Origin of the sequence: Mucilaginibacter endophyticus (assembly GCF_003351025.1) — a bacterium.
Classification (GTDB): domain Bacteria; phylum Bacteroidota; class Bacteroidia; order Sphingobacteriales; family Sphingobacteriaceae; genus Mucilaginibacter; species Mucilaginibacter endophyticus.
Genome location: NZ_QPCG01000011.1, coordinates 91,354 through 111,993, shown reverse-complemented (window position 1 = coordinate 111,993; position 20,640 = coordinate 91,354). Strand labels below are relative to the sequence as shown.

Sequence of the window (20,640 nt, the reverse complement as noted above, 5' to 3'; positions counted from 1 at the left end):
GGTATCCCATGCATGATATCCTTGAAAGAATACAATTGATTCGTCAAAACGATAGGTTTCTAAAAAATCACGGAATAGCTTATTGAGATCGGGCTGCTGAATGATTCCTGCCTAATACGCCAGTGGGAATTTAATATATCTTTCTAAAAAAATTTGATTCAAAAGTGATTGTTAAATATGCCTTATACAGTAAAGTAAGTTAACAAACAGTCCGGAATATAGATATCCTTGCCCGTACAGGCATCATTCAGGCACGTCCAGGCGCTTAGGTTGAATGAGTATTACCCGAGGCGGAATTAGCCAACTGACATTTTCGCAATATAGCATTCCAATACACGGATAAGAAGCTGATAATTTAGGTTTCTCTTGGAACGAACAAGTTGCACCAACGGGAACATCCATAAAACAGCCAATGCCATTGAACCCAACAGGAGTTCCGTCCTTATTTCCTGGAAGGGAGATAGCCCCCTGAACCCTAAAGCCGAGATAATCAAACTGACCACGAGAAAAACTGAAATAAGCTTATAGAAATTAAATCCTTCATAGGGTCGATCTTCAGCCTGACGTTCCTTGAGCAAAACGACAAAAAACTCTAGTTTTTCAAGACTTACAGGAGGAGAGCCGGAAAAAAATGTCTGAACCTTCGATAACTGAACCTCCAAAGGATCAGCAGGCTTCAGCTGTTGCTTTTCAAAATAAATGAGTTCCTCTACGATCATGTTCAAAAATAAAGATTTTCGGCAGGTTTAAATTGATACTTTCAATGTTCGGCTCAATTGCCGTTAAAAATAAAAACCCCAAAGCGCTCGCCGCCGGGACTTTCTCCTGAATCTCATCTTTTCACAATGAGCTTAGCCGAGCTCATTTAAGCCCAATAGGATAATTAATCCTGGATTAATGATCTTCTTCGGAAGTAATCTTTTTAATCCTGATTTAAGTTTTTGAAAGTATAGCTCATCGATAGGATGTTTCCCCAAAAACCCGCGGGAAACAGCTTTTGCTTTTTCATCGGGTACCCTCTCCAGAAAATCTTCACCCGTAACATTGGGTCGCACCCGGTTTGTTCTATTTTTCATTATAGTTTTTGTCCGCATCTTTATTATAGTTTTGATTCGTTCGTTTATTATAGTTTTTGTCCGTATCTTTATTATAGTTTTCGCCCTAAACGTTTTGCGCGTTTTGCGCTTTATGTTCGTTATCGTGTTTATCAATGGCAACACCGTCAGAAAAATTAGCAGCAGCATTAGCGGCATTACAAGCGTTACAACAACGCGGACTAATTGCAATTCATACCGACGAATTAAGCAATCAGCATCGCAGCTTACTCACAAAACAAGGGTTTTTGAAGGAAGTGGTACGGGCCTGGTATATTCCAGCCAGGCCTAATGAACGGGCTGGTGACACCACTTCCTGGTATGCGAACTATTGGGACTTTTGCGCACGCTATCTGGAAAGCCGGTATGGCGATCAATGGATTATAATGCTGATCACTCGCTGCAATGGCATGTGGGCAATCATGCAGTGCCGGCCCAGTTGATGATCAAAGCGCCCGCTGCCACTAATTTTAATACTAACTTACTGCATCATACGTCCCTGTTTCATTTGCAAGGCAATTTGCCGCCGGAGGAACAGCGGATGATGGTTAATGGTATCCGCATGTTCACCTTACCCGCTGCACTGGTTTATTGTTCGCCGGCCATTTATACCCAAGCAGAAACAGATACCCGGACCGCCCTTGCGCTCATTAGAAACGCAGCGGATGTATTAGGTATTTTATTAGAGGGTGGACACAGTGTTATCGCCGGACGATTGGCGGGATCTTTCCGCAGTATGGGTCAGCAGCGGATCGCAGATGATATATTGAATGCAATGCGCGCCGCCGGTTATGAGGTGCGGGAGACGGACCCATTTGAAACGCAACTTACTGCAGAACTATCTTTTAGAGACCGGTCACCCTACGCCAACCGGATCAGGTTACTGTGGCAGCAAATGCGCGAACAGGTATTAGCGGTTTTTCCAGCAGCGCCCGGCATACCTGCCGACAAAGCGGCCTACTTGAAAAGCATTGAAGACGCTTACGTTAACGATGCTTATCACTCTTTGTCGATTGAACGTTACCAGGTTACACCGGAATTGATTGAGCGTGTCAGGGGTGGCCAATGGAATGTCCGAGGAAATGCGGATGACCACCGGGAACGCAATGCAATGGCCGCAAGGGGCTACTGGCTGGCATTTCAGCAAGTTGAAAATACCATCAAACGAGTGTTAGACGGTGAAAATGCCGGGGCGGCAGTTGACGGCGACCATGCTGGCTGGTACCGGGAACTATTTGGCCCAAGTGTAACGGCTGGTATATTAAGACCTTCAGATTTGGCTGGTTACCGTAATCATCAGGTTTATATTGGCGGCTCCAAACACGTGCCAGTGGATGTCGAAGGGGTGAGAGATACCATGCCCCTGCTTTTTGAGCTACTCGAACAGGAACCTGAAGCATCAGTCAGAGCTGTGTTAGGACATTTTATCTTTGTTTACATTCATCCCTATATGGATGGCAACGGTCGGATGGGTAGGTTTCTAATGAACGCAATGCTGGCATCAGGCGGTTACCCCTGGACGGTAATTCCCGTAGAACAGCGCGAAGCTTACATGAAATCATTGGAAGCAGCCAGTGTAGGCGGCGACATCAAAGCCTTAGCGGGATTTATTGCAAAACTTGTTAGCCAAACCGTGGCAGGTAAACCGGCGGCGACAGTTTAATGCTAACATTGGACATTCCGGAGTTATTGATCAGCCTGTTTCGGAATAGCAAACAGCTAATTCCGTAACACTTTGACCATAGTAGTTTATTGATTACTAATTGGGATTTTCTTAATTGGTAACACAACCTGGTGCTCCAAAGCCCACGGAATAGCCTGGTCAAACCGTCCGAAATATCCAATCCCCACAGTTCAATCAACAACAATTATATTTTTAATTAAATTAGTCTATAAAATACCAGTCCGAACTAAGGGAGGGTTACAATTGTACAACCGATGATTGTTGAATGTATTAACAGGATTAGAGAATTGAAATATAATATTGATTTTACTATTTGGTCAGAAAACCAATTAAGAGAGTTTAGTATTTCTAAAACCCCATAAATAAAGAATACCCTGCTAATGACGAACAGGGCATTTTATAAAGAACGAGTGTGTTATCCAATCCCTAATGTAACAGTAAATGATTTAAAACGTTTCATTCGAATTATTCATTGCTGTGGTTGTGGGTTTAACTGCAATAGTTCGGATTTATAAGCGTAAGTTTGAAACTTAGATTAAACATTCTAAAAATTAAGTTTAGGTTAGCCTCTCAAGCAGCAAGTGTTTTGGGAGGCTTTTTTATTTTTGAATAAATAAATAAAACCATCCCGGATAATGATTATTAAATTCTACCTCACGAAAAAAAGTTTTATTAATGATTTATTGAATCATCAGTTCAATAATGAAATATTTGATATAACCTTTCAAAGGAGAACTTATAGTATGGGAGTATTTTCATTCACTAATAAAAGTACAGGGGTTATTTATTATGCCAAGTTTTTTACTCTCGAAAGTGCCGGAGGAATTATTGGAGAAATCAGAATTAAAAATGGCAGTTTTATTATTGCAAATCCGGCGCAACAAGGGATTCTCGAATCAAATGTCGTAAGCGTTTCTGCATCTTATTTCATTAGTCACCTCGAAAATAACATAGTTGATATCAAAGTTCAGGATGCCGGATAGAGAACAACAACCAGATCTCCGCCCTGTGGTATCTCAACGGGAGTTGGAATGGGAACTTAAAGCAAAAGCAAAACATATAGCAGTCAGCGTAAGAAACACCAGTGCTAAACTTAAAATTTCTCTGTCTTCCTCGTTAAATTCCATATTATATATTTATAAAAAAGCTACCTATCATAGGCCAATATTACTATTTGACATGCTATATAGGTCCGTCGTATTAGTATAATTATTTTTTTACTCCTTATAGTTGTAAATGTAATGTATCTTTGGTATATTATTGATACCTAACCTATGGCAAATGGTAACTAAAATTCAAAAAGCAGCAGATTCTCTGTCTGTCGGTACACCCTTTCAAAATTTCGAATTTTATACGACAGTAACTGTCCTTTTTGCAGTCGTAATTTTTCAAATAAGGCGGTTGAGTCGTAGAAAAAAGTACTGAAGAACATTAATTTCTATATGAATAGGGTAAACTTGAGTAAGTTAACCCTTATTAAATATGAAAAGAACCTTATTCATCATCTTATTTCTATTGCCGTTTACTCTTTTTGGTCAGGATTTAATACCTATCCATCAACTACCCAAAGACAGCACCACAAATCAGGTTACTTATAAACAAATTCAAGAGCCGGGAGTATCAGCCATTGATATTTATAACCCTTCTCGTGAATGGTTTGTCACTACTTTAAGATGCGAAGATATATCGTACTTACCCGCATCACGATCAGCATACAGCGCCGGGTGGACTGAGCCGTCGGATTACGGCCAATAGTTCGTCGAGATCGCCGTCCTTCGACAAACACGCGTCCGCACCGGTGGCTAATGCTTTGGGAGCAGCGATCTCGATCGGAAAAAAGGTAAGCATAACAATGAGTAAAGACGGAAAATCTCTGCGTAACCTGGCTGCTAATTCGATACCGTTCATACCGTCCATCTGCAGGTCGGTCAATAGCAGGTCCGCCTGCAGGGCGCCGGCGAAAAGTTGCAGGGCTGATTCCGCATCCGCTACAACACTAACGATCTCCAAACTTTTTTCCATACCAAGCAACTTACACAACAACTCACGCACGATAGGGAGATCTTCTGCAATAATGATGGACAAATGTGGAAGGCGTGTTTTGTTGCGGTGATGCTCAGGATCACATATATCGCCAAGCCGTGACAGCAGCCGGAAGCGGTTGTATAATATATTAAAGGTTGTAAAATCGGAAGAGGACGCCAATGAAATCTTGCAAGAAGTATTTATAAAAACTTGGGAGAAGAGAGAACAAATCGGCTTAGAACAATCGTTTACATCCTATCTTTTCAAAATTTCAAAACATATGGTCTATTCTGCACTTCGCAAAGAAAATGTAGAAAAAAAATTAAAAGACTACTTAAGTTTCATAGGAACTGAGATCTATACTCATGTTGAAGAAGCATTAGCTTATAAACAAAGTGAAATATTTGTGCTTGAAAGCATCGAAAAGTTACCTCCACAATGAAAATAGGTTTATACTTTATGCAAGATTGAGGGAAAAGTTACGAAGAAGTTTCACGAATCTTAGGAATTTCCAGGTCTACCATCAGCGATCATATCGGGTGAATTCGACCGTGTAAAGAAAAATCACATCCGTAATTTACAAAATAGCGTAAACGAACAAGACAAAACATCATCAGCGAGTTTTGTAAAAGAGTATCAACGCTTATTTTTAAACGAAGAAGCATCCCCAGGAATTAATTGGGAATATCTATTTACCAAAAATTTGAATACCATTTCCCCGGACGATATCAATAATCTGATGAGGGAATACCTGGCATCAAAATCCTTGATGCTGATTACGACATAAACGAGAATGTAAATACCAAGAAGTTTAGTAACGGAAATGTTAATAGGGTTGTGTTTTGTGGTATCATTTAGTCAATTCAGGGAGGCCAATAGTTGTATCATTCCAACGGAAGATAACATTGATAACTCAATAGGCTCATTTGATGCTCAATTTGCCTCAGAATTTCAGTAACTCAGACCGCAAGTACACCGTATAAGATGCCGTAAATGTCATATTAGCCGAAGCAATAGTTAAGCTTAAAGCCCGCTTTCGAGTGGGCTTTTTCTATTTCATAATTAAACCTTAGCTCAAAGAAAAAGTCAAAAGTCTTTTTTGGCAAACCACTTGCATAGATACCACACGACTTTTTGCCATTTCAGAATGGAAATCAAACATGCACCGCCCTAGTTAACAATGTCACGGCTGAGTTTTACAAAAGATCTGATATGGGTTGCCTCTGCTTAAACTGGATATGGAATTACAATTATCTAAAGGGAATGAGTTACTTGAACAATTACAGAAAAAAGCTGGGGAAGAAGTCAGTGAACAGTATGCAAAAATTTTCATCGATGACGCCAATGTGATAAAAAAGGATAGTATGCGTTGGTTAGTCGGTATAGCGTCTGTTATTATTCTTTTTGTAGTTTTTCTTGTTGAAGAAGATAAGATACTACTATTATCTGATTCTACAGTTCCGACTATAATTACATTAAGCTACGTGAGAAGGCTATTAGCAATTAGTTTTCTTCATTTTTTGATAACCTTTATTGTTAAACAGTGTAATTTAAAATGCATCTATATACTTTGAACAAACATCGAGGTAACACACTATCTTCATATAAACTCTTTATACAAACTATGGGAACTGAAGACAAGGAAACTCGTAGCTTATTAATGCGCGATGTATCAAAATCAATTTTTGACGCTGGCCAAACCGGCTATATCAGCAGTAAAGATGCGCCCGAAACCAGTAATATCATCAATGAGGTTACCAAGATTATTAAACCAGACGAAGGTAAGTAAGTCATGAATACGGACGAATTAAAAATCTACTTTTCAAAAATGAAGTTAGAAGGCCCTATCCATTTAGGGCCTGGAGAGACTATTGCAGATCCGCAGTTATTTGTTCGAGGACATTTAAATGTGTTGAGCAGTTATCCGCCCGATTCAAAAGTGTCAGTCCCGTTCCACGACAGGCTAATGAAATTGCGTGAGATGATCAAAGCTGGTAAGGTAAGCGTTATTTACCTTGATTAAGTCGCGCTTCGTTTGGCTTAAGCCGGCTAAATCGTCGTTAAGCCTGAATAATTGGAGATTCCGGAAGGCTTGACCATGCTGTTTTGAGGGATTTAGAGCACCGATTTATGTATTCGGGTTTTCGAAGTCATTTCTATAAGTGAATAAATAAGCTTGATCATGAGTGTTACGGAATCGATTGACTGCATTTTCGGAATAGGTGGATCAATGGCCTCGAAATTTCTACTATTATTAGTAATTAATTAAAAAAGCCGCAGCTTTTTTTACAATTAGTTCATTCGTTTTATTCGCTCAATAAATTTATAATAACTTAAATTTGTACAACCAACATAAGCATATTTAATACCCCTATAGGCTCTATGTCTACCTTAGCCCGTCCCAGATGGGCTTTTGTATTTTTATAATTACAAATGAAACAATTCTCGAAATAATGTATTTTTACTTTAAGTTATTTTAATAGGGGTATTAAATAACTAACATTAAGCCACGCTTTGAATAGGGCGTGGCTATTTTTTTGGAAGCTGGCTCTAATTCCGGCCACCCGACCAAATCCGGCCACCCAACTGCACATTCAGTAAGGCTTGACCAGGCTATTCCGTGCGCTTTGGAGCACCAAGTTGTGTAAGCAATTAAGAAAATCGCTAATAATAATCAATAAATTACTATAGCCAAGTGTTAAGAAATTAGCTATTTGCACTTCCGTGACAGAGTGATCAATGACTCCGGATTTTCCGAACAGAGGTTATAATGCTTTTAATAATACTATAGTATTTCGCAATGAGATCCTCGATCTCATCGATTATTAGCAGCGCTTAATCTGCTAATTAACAACTCAAACCGTTTGTCTTAGACATTGATTCCTGACCATTAAACTCTTTTTATGCAAGCGGCCGCTTTTTTGATATTCAGTATATCAGTCGATCACTTAAAATGTGGCGCCGACGCCGCAGGGTAAACCGATGGCCCGGATCAAAATCGCCATATTGATGAGCGCCATAACCGGCGAAAACGGTCGAGGTTCTGCCTTGGAAAGCGGTAGGACCATCAGGATCATGATCACCCAGATAAAAATTCCGTAAACCACAGCATTTATAAACACCGCTGTACAAGTAAAGAGTCGGGTAAAAACAGCAAAATAATCTATTGTCCATACCAGGGCGATGACATAGTGCAGCAATAAACCGGTCATGGCCATAGTTTTACCATCATCAAATGCGCGGGGGCCAATAGCTGCAGCTGTGATGGCTTTTAATAACAACCCCGGGTTCTTATGGGTTTGTAAAATAAACATTAAGCTTGCGCCGGCAAAGTCCAGCGTACCTGCAATCGGCCAGGTAAGGATAATTTTCGTCATATCGTCTTGAAATTACTGACCAAAATTACCGTTCATCCCATGATGCGGCCTTGTAAAAATTCGACAGTTTTAGAAGAACTGACCGCCGTCGATACCGGTTTTACAAAAGTCAGCTAACTCGGAGGGCGTAAGGCCGGCATATTTCCTGAACTCATGGGTCAGGTGTGCATGATCATGATAACCCAGGTCTGCGGCCATTTGAAGAAGGTTGCTGAAGTCTTTAGCCGGCGATTCGCGTATAAGCTTTAGTAGCGCCCGAAAACGGATGATGCGGAGAAAGCCCTTGGGTGGTATGCCCACATTGCGCTTGAAGATACGTTCCAGGGTTTTCTGACTCACACACATTTCATCCGCGAGCGCTTCGACAGCGACCCTGCCAACAGAATCGATCATGCGCTGTCGTAACTGCTCGAAATCATATTTTGTGTTGCCGGCTGATTTCCTGATCTGACGTCCCGTTAACCAATGGTCCAGTTTCGGACATAGGTCTTCAGCAGTGCGCATCAGGCTGCAGAGGCCTTGATCCTCAAATTTAAGGGTAGCGTCAACCGCAGGCTCCATGCTTTGCGGAAAATGTGCATAGAATCCTCCCGGCCGGAAGCGAATACCGGTTAAAAGGCACTCCGGATCAGTAATCAATACGCCATAAGCGGTCATGGTGCCGCCCAGGTAGAGGTCACCTGGTTCTAAAACGATCTCATTACTTTTCCCTTCTAGCGGGTAAAAACGGGCATTGCCCTGTCCGGCATTGCAGATGATATCCGAACAACCATCGGCATAGATCCTCCGGCCGGACGGTCGGTACGCGACCGATGCGTCAAGCACCCAGTACACATCAATTTCCCCTTCCAGGGCTGCCGCAGGCTGGTATTCGGTGTAATACATAACTGAAGTTACCGAATCCAACGCAGAAGTTCCACTCTGGTTCGCTGCACCGGAATTTTTGACAAAGAGATGGTGTGCTGTGCCACAACTTTTTATAAGGCCATCGATTTCCGTAACTTAGACCCATGCAAAGCTGCCTGCGCCGACTTCTTTTTTTGTTGTTATGCCATACCTGCCTGGCTTCGTTCGGTCAGTCGTCGCTGGCTAAACTTTACCGCCGGAAGGATTATTTCCAGCTGCGAAGCGAACTTGCGGCTAATAACAAAAGCCTCCAGCCCGCTGACCGGCTATTCTACCAGGCGGTGCTTCATAACGCGTTTAACCGCCCGAAAGCGTCCGATCAAGTTATTGCTTTGTTACGCAAGAACTTTAAGAATACCTTGAAGGATAGCCTGCGCAAAGCGCTGCTTAACCTCGAAGCGGATAATGCCATCAAAAACTACCGTTATCAAAAAGCGGCAGACACTTACCGTTCTATCATCACGTATTGTAAAACGGATCGCGCCGAACGCGCTGATCTTGAAAACAGCATCGCATTATGGGGCGCTATCGCCGAGGTGCCGCAACAACAAATCATCCGGCACCAAACTGCCATCCTGCACTGGCAAAAAGATAAGATCGGGCTGTTGCAGGTACCGGTCCGAAGGGGTACCGATACCTGCGATCTCGTATTTGATACCGGGGCCAACATCTCTGTCATCACGGAAAGCAGCGCCAAAAAGCTGCATATGCGGGTTTACCCGGTGAAGCTTGATCTCGGCGCAGGAACAACAGGACAAACAATGCAATCTTCGCTGGCGGTAGCCGACAGCCTGTGGCTCGGGCCGGTCCTGATGCGTCACGTGGTATTCCTGCTTTTACCAGACGATATGCTGGAATTCAAGCAAGCAGCTTACCGGCAGCAGGGCATCATCGGTGAGCCCCTAATTGCGCAGCTCAGGCAAATGAGCTTTTACCAAGATGGCCGCTTGGAGATACCGCTGAACCCCTTGACTAACCAAGATTCAAATATGGCGCTGGATGGCGCAATGCCGATCGTTGAATACACCGTGAACGGCCAGCATTTGCCCTTCCGTTTCGATAGCGGCGCCAGCACCTCAGTACTTTATGAACCGTTCTATAAGCGTTTCGAAAAATTGATCAGGGCCTCCGGCAAACCTTACAAACTGCGCACCGGGGGCGTCGGCGGCACGATCAATACTGCCGAAGCTTTCAAACTTCCGGAAATAAGCCTTAAAGTCAACAGCAAAGCGTTCACAATAAGGGAAATCAGCGTGCGCACAACGCCGGTGGGTATGGAACCCGATTTGTTCTATGGCAATATGGGGCTGGATATCTTCTGCGATTTCCAAAAGTTAACAATTGACTTTACCAGTATGCGCCTGGACGTAAATTGAGCCGCCCATCGAACGATCGCTTCGCAATTTAGCTTCACCTTTCTAATCCTCCAGGTTGCGGAACTGCCCGCGTTCCATCCGGCTGTCGAGCTGTTCGAGCATAGCGGCTAAGTTGAAACCTTGCCGCCGGTATTCGGCTTGCACATTCACTTTGGCTAACTTCAATGCAGCTTCGCTTTCACGCACCGCAATGGTGATGCAATGAATCTGGCCCTTTTCATCCGCAACCACAAGAGGCTCGTCCCGAATAAAACCCGGCAGCTTTTTGATCATTTTGCGATTGATAAACACCGAGCGTGCATGACCGGATTACCTTTAGGGAATCAAATAAACAACAAAGCGTCACATTGCTGTGAGGCCTTATTGCTTCCCTACCTGGGCGGAATTCAAACCACTTTTTAGATCAAATGCGCGTTTTAAGCGAATTAGCGCACTTTTAACGATCCCTTGGTGGGCGTTTTCGAACCACACTTGGCGTTCGATTCCTGCTGGGATCACTATTTTAGGCAAGTTGTCAATTTTATTGGCAACTTTTTTTATGCCTTCGTTTCCGATAAATCGACTATAAGTATGAATTAGTAAATAAGCATAAATCAAGTAGAAAAAAGCCCGAGATATGTAAAGTAGGGACCACTTTTTTTTAGGCAAGTTGTCAATATATTGGCAACTTTTTTTATGATCTACACAGTTTCGCTTGTAAATATGTGAATGAACATTTATATGTATTTGGAGAAACTAATATCACAAACCTTATTCAGCTCTTAAATTAATTGACGGAGTAACCATGGCCGCGCGTAAAGTTTGATAACCTGATACTATTAATCCGATAATCAAAACGCATCCACCACTAATGGCAAATATCCACAAACTAATTGCTGTGCGATCATTAAAGCTCTGGACCCACTTATTCATTGCCATCCACGCAAAAGGAACAGCTATAAAAAAAGCGATTAATATGAGCATTAATTGTTGCTTAGAGAGCATCACCATTAACTGGATGGTTGTAGCTCCCATTACTTTCCTAATGCTAATTTCCTTTCTCCGCTGATTTGTTGTGTAAATAGTCAAGCCGAGTAACCCCAAACAACTAATAAAAATCGATAGTCCGGTGGCCCAGTTTAACAATTTAATTATTTTATGTTCGCCTTCATAGAAGTGTGATATACTGTCATCGAAAAACCGATACTCAAAATCATATTCGGGATAAGCTTGTTTCCAAGCGGCCTGAATTCCAACAATAGCCTTATTCCAATCATTATTTCCTGACTGAGACTTTAAGGCGATATGAAATATACGATTAGAATATTGGCCTCCCCTCGTTGATATAATCAACGGTTTTATTGGATCATGCAAAGACGATTGATAAAAGTCGGCAATCACTCCTATAACACTACATCGTCCCCCTTCGACATTTATTTCTTTACCTATTGCATTAACATAATTTTTAACTCCTAATTCGTGTGCTAATTTTGTGTTTATAAGAACTCCACCTATTGTATCTGCAATGGTAAGGTTGCGGCCGCTCAATATTTTTAGATCATAAATTTTTGTATAGTTTTCATCTCCTGATTTGATTAAAACGTCAACATTTGTCTCATGCCCCCCGGCATTATAGGAAGCTTTCGTGATGTTGTTGTTTTCGGAAGCTGGGGCATCTAAGCCCATACTTACCTGACCAATTAGGGATATTTGTTTCAATTTTTCCTTGAAGAAATATTGCACCTGCATGGATTGGTTTTGCCAAGGCGTTTCAATAATTAAAATCGCATCTTTTTTGTAGCCTAAGTTTTTATTCAATGCATAGTAAATTTGCTTTCCAACAAAAAATGTACACATGACAAAAAATTGCGCTATGATGAATTGGGTAATAGTGAACCCTTTACGCAAAACGACGCTTCGATTTTGAGCGTTATTATGACCGATTTGATTTTTAATGACGCTTAATATGCGATAGCCAGAAAGAATCCTCGCGGGATAATACCCGGCGAGTATTGTGCCGTAGCAAAGAATACAATGTTTTAAAGTTCGCCTCTAAACTTTATAAACAGAATCTGGTAAAGTGACTGTCACATTTCAATTATCATTATTAAACGAACAGGCTATCAGCCACCCATGACTCCGGCTTCTTCGATATCTAACTCCTTTTGTTTAATACGAATCAACTCATCAGTAAATTCCCGTCTGCGCTGCATGCGTTCCAACTCCTTTCGCCGAACATCGATGATATCCAGCAACATATCACATCTTTTTTTTGCGGTTGTTCCGTCTGGCTCACCTTCTTTGAGTTCATTGCTGGCTGTTTCGGCTATTTGCTCATATCTTTCCTTAACCCGGCGAAATAAAGGGGTTTCGATAAGTTCTTTCCTGCAATTGTTATTCATATAATTTAACACTACGGTTGCCAACTGAAAAGTGATCTGTTTTTCCTGCAATTTATCATCATCATTAACCGGCAGTTTCATTGCTTTTAAAATATAAGGTAAGCTCAGGCCCTGCAAAATAAGGGTGAACAGGATCACTACAAAAATGATAAAAAGTACCAGGCTACGGTGCGGAAACGCGCTCCCATCGGCCAGGGTAAGCGGTACCGCCAGGGCCGAAGCCAACGACATCACGCCACGCATGCCACTCCAGCCAACAACGAATACGTTTTTCCAGCTCAAATCTGTTTTGTCTGATTTTAAAAATCTTTTGCTTAACAAGGGAAAATAAGCCGCCGGAAATACCCAGATAATGCGAATCACAATAGTAAGCAGGCTGATGGCTACCGCGAAGTAAATGCATTTATGTATCGAATAACCTCCAATTCCCTTAATAATATCTGGCAGCTGAAGCCCGATCATGATAAACACAACTCCATTTAATAGAAATACCAGCACGTTCCAAACTGTATCGCCCTGCAGTCTGGAATTATACGAAAAAATATCCGACGAGCGGAAGGAGAGGAACAAACCGCCTGCTACCACCGCAAGTACCCCTGAAGAATCGAAATGCTCAGCGGTTAAATACATCAGGTATGGTGAAATGAGGGTCAAAGCTGTGTCGATGCCAGGAGTTGTTGGCAAAAACCGGTGAATAGCGTAAACAACATGTGCAATAGCCAGCCCTACAAGCACGCCGAAGAAAACCACCGAAAAAAAACTACCCGCTGCATCCCAAATCACAAACTTACCGGTAAATAAAGCCGCCAATGCAAACCTGAATACGATTAAGCTGGAAGCATCATTGATAAGACTTTCACCTTCCAAAATTGTGGTTACCTGTTTAGTTACCTTAAGGTTCTGAAAAACGGATGAAGCAGCCACTGCATCGGGTGGTGATATTATCCCGCCCAGCAGGAAACCAAGAGCCAGTGAAAAATCAGGGATAAGCCAGTGTGCGAAAAACGCTACCGCCGTCGCGGTGAAGACCACGAGCCCGAAGGCCAACTGCCCTATTGGCTGCCGCAATTTCCAGAACGCCGACCATGATGTGTACCAGGCCGCCGAATAAAGCAGCGGCGGCATAAAGATCATGAAAACGATGTCCGGGTTTAGCTTAACAGGCGGCACACCCGGAATAAAACTTATAGCCAAACCTGCTAATACAAGCAGTATCGGGTACGAAATTCTTGCACGTTCGCTAAGCAAAGCCAGCATTGATGTTACAAAAAGCAAAGCTAATATAACGAGCAGATGATCTTGAAGCATATTCTTGTTTTTAGGAGATAGATTAAACCAATGCAGAACATGCAGGCCGTTTCAATCAACCAACTGATAAAAACGACCTACACATTTGTACTATTTATCCCATTGAAGCGGGACCACCTGGAAACTTTTACTTAGTACACGTTTTTGCTGATATGTTCTGCCATCATTACCGTTGTTACGTTTGGCGGCGCAGAAACAATGTAAGGCATTATCGAAGCATCAACAACGCGCAACCCTTCAATACCGAAAACCTTGCCCCAGCCATCAACTACGGCTTCCGGGTCGCTTTCCAAGCCCATGGGAACGGTTGATGTAGGATGCTGGTAACCGTCAATCTGCTCTAAAATAGCCTTAGTGAGTTCTACATCGTCGTTAACCAGCTCACCGGGTGTCATTTCCCGCTGTTTTACCGGCACAAACGCGGCGTTAAGCCCGATACCTCTTGACATCTTAACGGCTTCGATCATCCGGTGCAGGTCATCTGCTTCCTTAAACATATTAAATTCGATAACAGGGGCAACCAGCGGGTCCGAACTCTGTAGTTTTACAAAGCCCTTTGATTTAGGAGTCGTAACGGCACAGGCCAAAACAATAGCGCCCCCTGTCTCCGTAAGCGACGGATCAAAAAGATGGGTTGCCGATACGTGAATGTCCAATTCGTCATCGGGCGCATTGCTGCTTCGTGTCCATAAAATGGCACCTGCAGCTGGGCTCATGGCGTTCGCCTCTTTTTTTAGTTCATAAATATTATAGTAAAAAGGGTGCTCGTAAAGCTTTTGGCCAACAGGCGCGTTTTTTACAACCTTGATGCCCAAAGCCTCAAGATCATTTTTAGGCCCTATGCCCGAACGCATCAATATAGCAGGGCTGCCGTAAGCGCCCGCGCTCAGTATAACTTCTTTGCCGAGGTATTCAGTTCCATCGGCCGTTATGATACCATAAACCCTGTTTTTTTCGATCAGCGCGCGGTCGGCTGTTTGCTCTCCTATGATGGTAAGGTTAGCGCGCTTACGTACCTCAGCATTAAGGTAGGTCATGCCGGTGTTTTGCCGTATGCCGTTCAACACATTGAGCGGGTAAGGGCTCACCCCATCCTGTTTATATCCGTTGAAGTCAGCAACCTTATTAAATCCCTGCTGTTCGGAGGCAAGAACAAACGCTTTAAGGGCCGGCGTCAACTCTTCTGTAGGTACCTGGCGGATGGGGAACAAACCGCTTCGGCCGCGAATGACATCTTCGCCATCCATTGTAGTTTCCATCAGCTTATAGGTTTCCAGAACCTTTTCAAAATCCCAGTTATTCAAACCCAGTTTCACCCATTTATCAAAATCAGCCTTGCGGGCACGCATGGCCACCGCCGCGTTCACGCCCGAGCTGCCGCCCAGCACTTTGCCGCGAAAAGCGTGTATTTTACGACCGGCAATGCCGGTATCGCCCATATAGCCCCAGTCGTGGTCTTTATCGCCGGTTACATGATCTGCTTTGGCTATAACCTCCGGGTAAGCATCAGGGGCATAAGCCTTGCCTCCCTCAAGCAGTAAAACCTTCCTTGACGGATCTTCAGATAAACGACTGGCCATTACCGCTCCGGCAGATCCCCCGCCTACAATAATCACGTCATATACTATTGCTGAATTGTTTTCCATAATTGTTACGTATTTGTTTTTAAGTAGATAAATGTTTTAGCTGTGTTTTAGGGCAAATTTTGCCATTGCTTTTAAAGCATCGCGGGATGCATCGGTATCGATATTCATAAAAGGCCATACATGCAATTGCTGCTCAAAGCTTTGCAACTCAGCCTGCACGCCGTGAGCTGTAAGCCGGCGGTGCAGATTCAACGCGTCATCTTCAAGTATTTCATAGGTGCCAACCAATATCAATACCGGAGACAATCCATTAAAATCGGCATTCACAGGCGATAAAAGTGGTATTGACAGATCCGGCTCAGAGGTGTAAAGCCTGGCGGCCTCCATTAAATAAGCCTTTTCAAGAATGGTGTCTGTAAGTTTATTCCGGATGTAGCTCTCGTTTTTACACTCAAGGTCGGCCCATGGCGAAATTACGATGGTATATCGCGGCGTCGGGCAGTTTGTTTGCTGTAATACGAGGTTAACGGCCAAACTTAGGTTGCCCCCGGCACTATCGCCGATGATACCGAAGCCAACATCAGGATTTTGCGAGCAAACCACTTTGATAACTTCAATGCAATCCGTAAGGCCTGCCGGGAACGGATGTTCCGGAGCAAGTCGATAATCGATCACCAGTACTCTACGGTTCAGTTCGCGGGCGATATAGCTTACCATCGGTGCATGCGAAGCGACGGAACCAAAAATAAACGCCCCCCCGTGAATATAGATAGCAATGTTATCCGTATCGGCACCATCTGGCCAGAACCAGGAGCAAGGAGTATTTGCAATAAACAGGTCTTCCCGCCTGATGTTACCAGCAATGGGATAGGTGTTGCCAATAGATTGAAATTCAGTTCGTCCTTTTGTCAGATTTATCATGGGTATTTGTTTTGATATCACAAAATTCCTGGATCGTCCTTTAAAAAAACTTAAGATATCTTACTTTTTATCCCATTTAAAGCAGCAACTTTTGTAAGTTGTTAATTGTAATTGAATGGATATGTTATATGAAAATATCTTGCGGAACATCAGGCGCTTTGTTCTGATGCCCCCTGAACAGGAAGAAGCATTCTGCTTACTGCTCAGCATAAAAAAGATCAAAAAGAAAGAATTTCTTTTAAGAGAGGGCGATGTATGCACCGATGAATATTTTGTAAACAAAGGTTGTTTGCGCGAATATTTTGTTGACCAGAAGGGCACCGAGCATAATTTGTATTTCGCCATTGAAGACTGGTGGATTTCAGATCTGTACAGCCGCACTCAGATGGCACCGACCTATTGTAATATTGTAGCGCTCGAAGACTCAGAGCTGATCCAGGTAAACCACCTTGCACTTGAAAAATTCATGGAAGAAGTTCCGGCGCTGGAGCGTTTCTTCCGTATGTCGTACCAGCAATCGCTGGTAAACCAGCACCTCCGTAACTTGCAAATGCTGAGCATGACCGCCGAAGAACGTTATATTTACTTCAGGGAGCGTTATCCCAAGGTTGCCAACCGCATACCGCAAAAGCACATTGCCACCTTTTTAGGTTTAACGCCCGAGTTTTTTAATACCGTTCATGCAAAGGTGATGCGCAGCAACAGAAAAGGATACATTTTATCGAATTTTAAAATGTGAAAAAAGGGAAATGTTTCCTGTTTTATGAGCCAATGATACCTTCACCTATACCGGCAAAAAAATAAGGCGCTTATCAGGCGCCTTTGCTATGTCGATTTTTTTGACTGGGTTGTCTAATAACAATGTCAACCCACAATTACCTGCTCTTCACAAACCAGGTCATCGAAACTGGTAAATTTAAAATGCGCAGGATCATTTTCATAATTAATTCCTGCACGTATCGCTTTCAAACCGGATACCCCTTGAAGTTCTTCAATTTCCAGTATCTCCAGGTCATCTTCAAACAGCTTTCGGCTCTGCAAAAAGTTAATATAGCGCAGGTATTCCGCTTCTTCATCACTATTGGTATAAACAATGGTCATTTTGCCTGGCTTTGTTAGGCGCTCCGCCGAGTTTTTGATCCGTGCCTTATCAATACGCTTTTTAATCACTTCAAAACGGGCGTTATAACTTCCGTCCACATCAAAACGTTTTTCGTCAAGCCTGAAACGGATTGACATTGGGTGGTTGTAAGCCAATATAAGCGATGCCACATCCAGCTGGTAAGGGAGGTTATCTTTTAAAACCCGGTATTCCAGTTCCATTTGGCACATCACCTGCAACTGCCAAAGCCGCAGGTTGTAAAGCATATTAATATCATATTTTTTTGCCGGGGATATTGACTGGCCTATATACATGTTATGTTCAACGCCATCCGTTTTGTAACGCTCATAATAATGCGGGTACACGCTTTGTGCAGCAAGCTGAGCCTGATCCAGCACCGAAGCCATTTTTTGGTTGATAAGTGTCAATGTATCATCATACATGCGTCGGTTAAGGTGGTAATCGCCTCCTCGCTCTGCCTGAACAAAATAATTATTTATTGCCGCCGGGTTAATGGCCTTGTGCTTAATTAATACCGGGTGGATCTGTGATTCAAGGTAATTTTGCGCGGCCTGTTCCGTATCAGCCCTTAACGTCAAGCGCGCGTCATCGGCCATTTTTTGCAGGGTGCTGATTTTAAGATCGAAATCATCAATAAATCAGCGGGCAGGTGATGTAAAAGCCTGACCACCGCGATAAGTTGCACGAGCAGATCAAGCTGCACGCTGCTGTTGCGCTTATCGGATGAGCCTTTTACATCAATTTGCCCGTAAAGTGGCGTAACTGCGCTAAATCTGACCGATTTCAAGGTGTACTCGCTTTGTGCCGCCCTTGCCAGTAAAGCCCTTAAAGCTTCTTTTCGAAACTTCCAGCAAACGCTTGGATGTATGGTGGTGTATTCGTTTTGAATAAGTGCCTGGATCTGGCTTTGCATAAAGTTATATTGGCGTTCAAATGCATCAGTTATATAAGGCATCATTATCTCAAGCTGATTGGCATTGATGCTGTTAAGCTCGCCGGTTTTTGATGAAACAAGCTCAATGATGCCTAACTGGTGCCCGTTTTTTACCACCGGCGATAAAATGATGCTCTGAATACCCTGGTCGGCCAGGCGGCGTAACATTCCATTGCCCGGCTCTTCGTAAAGCAGTTGGGCAATATTTGATATGGCTACGTACTTTTGCTGTTGTACAAGTTTAAGCAACACGATACATTCTTCTTCCTTTTCATCCTTTAAGAGATAACTTTTAAACCCGGGACTGAACGTATTGAAACTGAATTTATTTTCAGCTTTATCAAACGATGCGAAACCGATATCAAGGTCAGGGATTCTGTAAACGGAACGAAATACCTGCAACATCCGGCATTGGAGATCTGTGCCATAGCCGCTGCCAAGCAAAGTTCCTTTCAGCGCCGATACCGCGTTCTCCAGGGTGGCGTCAAAAAGGTTCACGATAGCAAAACCTTTGTAATTCCAGCTATCTTCAGGAAAATATTTTTTCCAAAGTTCCAGGTTGTCGAAATTATCTCTTAAAATTTCGATATCACGTGACGTTATGTCTACAGCTTTATCAGTGGGCGAAAGCTCCATAAAGTCGGTATTGTATAAAATACGATAATGCTTCATAATGCCCTGCGCGTTGGGGATATCATAAAACAGCGACCTGTTGAAATTGAAGTTGGCACCGTAATGGGTGTTCAGAATAAGACAACAGGTGTTCACATAAAACTGGTGATGGTTATACCCTCTTATGGCAAGGTTGAAATCAGACCCGGCCTCCTGCAAAATCCGTTGCAGCCGGTTGGTTGGGTTCAGCAGGATATTTTGAAAAGGGACAGTAATCCCTTTTATTTCGTTATCACTCAACATGGCAGGAAAAATATCGGCTAATATCTCGGCTATAAGGTCCTCGTGTTCAATGAGTATATCAGGATCTGTGGTGCCGTGATATAATACATTATGCGGGGCAACGCGTGTTAACACCTGCCGGGCCCTTTCCGAACGGAAGCCAGCCCCCTCTTCAGCAACTTTTTTTAGGCGCTCAATAATAACGTGAAATGAAATTCTTGTCCGCACCGGACTATCATTATATCGTTTTAGATCCATAGCAGTAATTTATGAGATGATGAGGGAGTGAAGGAAGGAAACCGCTTCATGAATTACTATGAAGCGGTTTCAGGATACACGCCTTTTTAATTTATAGGTAAATAAAAGGCAGATGGCAGCGTGTATCGGCAATTAGCATCGCATCGCGCGAAACATTTATTTATTGTATTCAGCCAGGAAAACAGGCAGGCCCCAGCTTGCGCTAAGCGCTCCGTAAACACCGGCTGCTTCCGGGCGCGAATTATCGGCCAGCATCTCCATTAACACGGCGGTAAAACTAACAGGGATGGCACCTGCCTGTACCAATCTTGACTCTGCCCAGTCTGCAATATCATCTCCCTGGCTACCCGAAATATCCATTACGGTATAAACCTGGTAGCCGGCCTCGCGAAGTGAAAGCGAAGGGAACATGGCGCAAACCTCTAAAGTGATACCGCCAAGCACAATGTGGGTTTTGCCCGAATCTTCAATCATTTTACGGATCCGAGGTTCCTGCCATACATCAATAATGGTTCTGTCTACATGTTCAACATCGGGTAGCGCGTCGGCCAGGTCTTTGGTGATCGGCCCGAAACCGCCGAGGCTTTGTTTGGTTAAGATGGTTGGTACATTCAACACTTTTAACGCGTTTGCGAAAGCAACAACATTATTTTTAATAGTTAACGGCTCAATGTTTTTGCAGTTCATCAATAAGCCAGGCTGGTGGTCGATCAGGATAACCAGTGAATTGTCTGCAGTCAGTTTTGAAGGTTGTGTGTTCATGTCAGAATGAA

The 20,640-nt window shown here is 43.1% G+C and carries 22 protein-coding genes; 9 read left to right on the top strand and 13 right to left on the bottom strand.

Annotated features, from left to right (window positions below):
- Positions 1–296: 296 nt before the first annotated feature.
- Positions 297–719, bottom strand: a complete 423-nt coding sequence (locus DUL71_RS29700; protein ID WP_114941445.1) for a hypothetical protein — start codon at positions 717–719, stop codon at positions 297–299.
- Positions 720–851: 132 nt separating this feature from the next.
- A complete protein-coding gene (locus DUL71_RS32120; protein WP_154402518.1) occupies positions 852–1,076 on the bottom strand; it encodes a hypothetical protein in 225 nt (74 codons plus the stop codon).
- A 134-nt stretch (positions 1,077–1,210) separates the two neighbouring features.
- Here DUL71_RS32120 and DUL71_RS32590 point away from each other — a divergent pair, with 134 nt between their 5' ends.
- The 3 genes from DUL71_RS32590 to DUL71_RS29685 all read left to right on the top strand — a co-directional run bounded on the left by DUL71_RS32590 (position 1,211) and on the right by DUL71_RS29685 (position 3,761).
- A complete protein-coding gene (locus DUL71_RS32590; RefSeq protein ID WP_244228877.1) occupies positions 1,211–1,537 on the top strand; it encodes a hypothetical protein in 327 nt (108 codons plus the stop codon).
- Positions 1,471–2,757 (top strand): Fic family protein, encoded by a 1,287-nt coding sequence (locus tag DUL71_RS29690; RefSeq protein ID WP_244228876.1) that lies wholly within the window; start codon positions 1,471–1,473, stop codon positions 2,755–2,757. The genes DUL71_RS32590 and DUL71_RS29690 overlap by 67 nt, the downstream gene beginning before the upstream one ends.
- Positions 2,758–3,413: 656 nt before the next feature.
- Positions 3,414–3,761, top strand: a complete 348-nt coding sequence (locus DUL71_RS29685) for a hypothetical protein (RefSeq protein ID WP_114941443.1) — start codon at positions 3,414–3,416, stop codon at positions 3,759–3,761.
- Between the two features lie 724 nt (positions 3,762–4,485).
- Here the strand turns inward: DUL71_RS29685 and DUL71_RS32115 are convergent.
- The gene (locus DUL71_RS32115) at positions 4,486–4,857 is read right to left on the bottom strand and encodes a response regulator (protein WP_244228879.1); all 372 of its coding nucleotides are present in this window, start codon (positions 4,855–4,857) and stop codon (positions 4,486–4,488) included.
- Positions 4,858–4,990: 133 nt separating this feature from the next.
- Between DUL71_RS32115 and DUL71_RS29675 the strand changes: the two genes are divergently transcribed.
- The 4 genes from DUL71_RS29675 (at position 4,991) to DUL71_RS29665 (ending at position 6,826) form a co-directional block, all read left to right on the top strand.
- A complete protein-coding gene (locus tag DUL71_RS29675; RefSeq protein WP_244228875.1) occupies positions 4,991–5,245 on the top strand; it encodes an RNA polymerase sigma factor in 255 nt (84 codons plus the stop codon).
- A gap of 796 nt (positions 5,246–6,041) precedes the next feature.
- On the top strand, positions 6,042–6,377 hold the full coding sequence (locus DUL71_RS29670) for a hypothetical protein (protein WP_154402515.1): 336 nt from the start codon (positions 6,042–6,044) through the stop codon (positions 6,375–6,377).
- 50 nt (positions 6,378–6,427) lie between these two features.
- A complete protein-coding gene (locus DUL71_RS32110; protein WP_154402514.1) occupies positions 6,428–6,592 on the top strand; it encodes a hypothetical protein in 165 nt (54 codons plus the stop codon).
- Between the two features lie 3 nt (positions 6,593–6,595).
- Positions 6,596–6,826 carry a DUF6965 family protein gene (locus DUL71_RS29665; protein ID WP_114941440.1) on the top strand — a complete coding sequence of 77 codons (231 nt, stop codon included), beginning with the start codon at positions 6,596–6,598 and terminating at the stop codon, positions 6,824–6,826.
- Between the two features lie 925 nt (positions 6,827–7,751).
- On the opposite strand, the gene DUL71_RS29660 is transcribed toward DUL71_RS29665, so the two are convergent.
- Positions 7,752–8,180, bottom strand: a complete 429-nt coding sequence (locus tag DUL71_RS29660) for a DUF1440 domain-containing protein (protein WP_114941439.1) — start codon at positions 8,178–8,180, stop codon at positions 7,752–7,754.
- Between the two features lie 69 nt (positions 8,181–8,249).
- A complete protein-coding gene (locus tag DUL71_RS29655) occupies positions 8,250–9,065 on the bottom strand; it encodes a helix-turn-helix domain-containing protein (RefSeq protein WP_114941438.1) in 816 nt (271 codons plus the stop codon).
- Between the two features lie 125 nt (positions 9,066–9,190).
- Between DUL71_RS29655 and DUL71_RS29650 the strand changes: the two genes are divergently transcribed.
- Complete coding sequence (locus DUL71_RS29650; protein ID WP_114941437.1) at positions 9,191–10,462, top strand: retropepsin-like aspartic protease; 1,272 nt, start codon at positions 9,191–9,193, stop codon at positions 10,460–10,462.
- Between the two features lie 42 nt (positions 10,463–10,504).
- On the opposite strand, the gene DUL71_RS29645 is transcribed toward DUL71_RS29650, so the two are convergent.
- The 5 genes from DUL71_RS29645 to DUL71_RS29620 all read right to left on the bottom strand — a co-directional run bounded on the left by DUL71_RS29645 (position 10,505) and on the right by DUL71_RS29620 (position 16,658).
- On the bottom strand, positions 10,505–10,735 hold the full coding sequence (locus tag DUL71_RS29645; RefSeq protein WP_154402513.1) for a hypothetical protein: 231 nt from the start codon (positions 10,733–10,735) through the stop codon (positions 10,505–10,507).
- Positions 10,736–11,212: 477 nt separating this feature from the next.
- A complete protein-coding gene (locus DUL71_RS29635; RefSeq protein WP_279629803.1) occupies positions 11,213–12,349 on the bottom strand; it encodes an ABC transporter permease in 1,137 nt (378 codons plus the stop codon).
- 215 nt (positions 12,350–12,564) lie between these two features.
- Positions 12,565–14,151 (bottom strand): Na+/H+ antiporter, encoded by a 1,587-nt coding sequence (locus DUL71_RS29630; protein WP_114941433.1) that lies wholly within the window; start codon positions 14,149–14,151, stop codon positions 12,565–12,567.
- Positions 14,152–14,282: 131 nt separating this feature from the next.
- A complete protein-coding gene (locus DUL71_RS29625; protein ID WP_114941432.1) occupies positions 14,283–15,797 on the bottom strand; it encodes a GMC family oxidoreductase in 1,515 nt (504 codons plus the stop codon).
- Between the two features lie 36 nt (positions 15,798–15,833).
- A complete protein-coding gene (locus DUL71_RS29620; protein ID WP_114941431.1) occupies positions 15,834–16,658 on the bottom strand; it encodes an alpha/beta hydrolase in 825 nt (274 codons plus the stop codon).
- Between the two features lie 115 nt (positions 16,659–16,773).
- Between DUL71_RS29620 and DUL71_RS29615 the strand changes: the two genes are divergently transcribed.
- Entirely contained in the window at positions 16,774–17,397 is a 624-nt protein-coding gene (locus tag DUL71_RS29615; protein WP_208645689.1) for a Crp/Fnr family transcriptional regulator, read from the top strand.
- 125 nt (positions 17,398–17,522) lie between these two features.
- Here DUL71_RS29615 and DUL71_RS29610 read toward each other — a convergent pair whose 3' ends face one another.
- From DUL71_RS29610 to DUL71_RS29600, 3 genes are all read right to left on the bottom strand, one after another.
- Positions 17,523–18,377, bottom strand: a complete 855-nt coding sequence (locus tag DUL71_RS29610; RefSeq protein ID WP_114941430.1) for a hypothetical protein — start codon at positions 18,375–18,377, stop codon at positions 17,523–17,525.
- Positions 18,356–19,867 (bottom strand): GAF domain-containing protein, encoded by a 1,512-nt coding sequence (locus tag DUL71_RS29605; RefSeq protein WP_114941429.1) that lies wholly within the window; start codon positions 19,865–19,867, stop codon positions 18,356–18,358. Before DUL71_RS29605 ends, DUL71_RS29610 begins: the two co-directional genes overlap by 22 nt.
- Positions 19,868–20,023: 156 nt before the next feature.
- A complete protein-coding gene (locus DUL71_RS29600; protein WP_114941428.1) occupies positions 20,024–20,629 on the bottom strand; it encodes an isochorismatase family protein in 606 nt (201 codons plus the stop codon).
- Positions 20,630–20,640: the final 11 nt, after the last annotated feature.

Excerpts from the sequence above, each read along its gene's own strand:
- DUL71_RS29700 (WP_114941445.1), bottom strand. The coding sequence starts at position 719 with ATGATCGTAGAGGAACTCATTTATTTTGAAAAGCAACAGCTGAAGCCT.
- DUL71_RS32120 (WP_154402518.1), bottom strand. The coding sequence starts at position 1,076 with ATGAAAAATAGAACAAACCGGGTGCGACCCAATGTTACGGGTGAAGAT.
- DUL71_RS32590 (WP_244228877.1), top strand. The coding sequence starts at position 1,211 with ATGGCAACACCGTCAGAAAAATTAGCAGCAGCATTAGCGGCATTACAA.
- DUL71_RS29690 (WP_244228876.1), top strand. The coding sequence starts at position 1,471 with ATGGATTATAATGCTGATCACTCGCTGCAATGGCATGTGGGCAATCAT.
- DUL71_RS29685 (WP_114941443.1), top strand. The coding sequence starts at position 3,414 with ATGATTATTAAATTCTACCTCACGAAAAAAAGTTTTATTAATGATTTA.
- DUL71_RS29670 (WP_154402515.1), top strand. The coding sequence starts at position 6,042 with ATGGAATTACAATTATCTAAAGGGAATGAGTTACTTGAACAATTACAG.
- DUL71_RS32110 (WP_154402514.1), top strand. The coding sequence starts at position 6,428 with ATGGGAACTGAAGACAAGGAAACTCGTAGCTTATTAATGCGCGATGTA.
- DUL71_RS29665 (WP_114941440.1), top strand. The coding sequence starts at position 6,596 with ATGAATACGGACGAATTAAAAATCTACTTTTCAAAAATGAAGTTAGAA.
- DUL71_RS29660 (WP_114941439.1), bottom strand. The coding sequence starts at position 8,180 with ATGACGAAAATTATCCTTACCTGGCCGATTGCAGGTACGCTGGACTTT.
- DUL71_RS29655 (WP_114941438.1), bottom strand. The coding sequence starts at position 9,065 with ATGTATTACACCGAATACCAGCCTGCGGCAGCCCTGGAAGGGGAAATT.
- DUL71_RS29650 (WP_114941437.1), top strand. The coding sequence starts at position 9,191 with ATGCAAAGCTGCCTGCGCCGACTTCTTTTTTTGTTGTTATGCCATACC.
- DUL71_RS29645 (WP_154402513.1), bottom strand. The coding sequence starts at position 10,735 with ATGATCAAAAAGCTGCCGGGTTTTATTCGGGACGAGCCTCTTGTGGTT.
- DUL71_RS29630 (WP_114941433.1), bottom strand. The coding sequence starts at position 14,151 with ATGCTTCAAGATCATCTGCTCGTTATATTAGCTTTGCTTTTTGTAACA.
- DUL71_RS29625 (WP_114941432.1), bottom strand. The coding sequence starts at position 15,797 with ATGGAAAACAATTCAGCAATAGTATATGACGTGATTATTGTAGGCGGG.
- DUL71_RS29620 (WP_114941431.1), bottom strand. The coding sequence starts at position 16,658 with ATGATAAATCTGACAAAAGGACGAACTGAATTTCAATCTATTGGCAAC.
- DUL71_RS29615 (WP_208645689.1), top strand. The coding sequence starts at position 16,774 with ATGGATATGTTATATGAAAATATCTTGCGGAACATCAGGCGCTTTGTT.
- DUL71_RS29610 (WP_114941430.1), bottom strand. The coding sequence starts at position 18,377 with ATGGCCGATGACGCGCGCTTGACGTTAAGGGCTGATACGGAACAGGCC.
- DUL71_RS29605 (WP_114941429.1), bottom strand. The coding sequence starts at position 19,867 with ATGGATCTAAAACGATATAATGATAGTCCGGTGCGGACAAGAATTTCA.
- DUL71_RS29600 (WP_114941428.1), bottom strand. The coding sequence starts at position 20,629 with ATGAACACACAACCTTCAAAACTGACTGCAGACAATTCACTGGTTATC.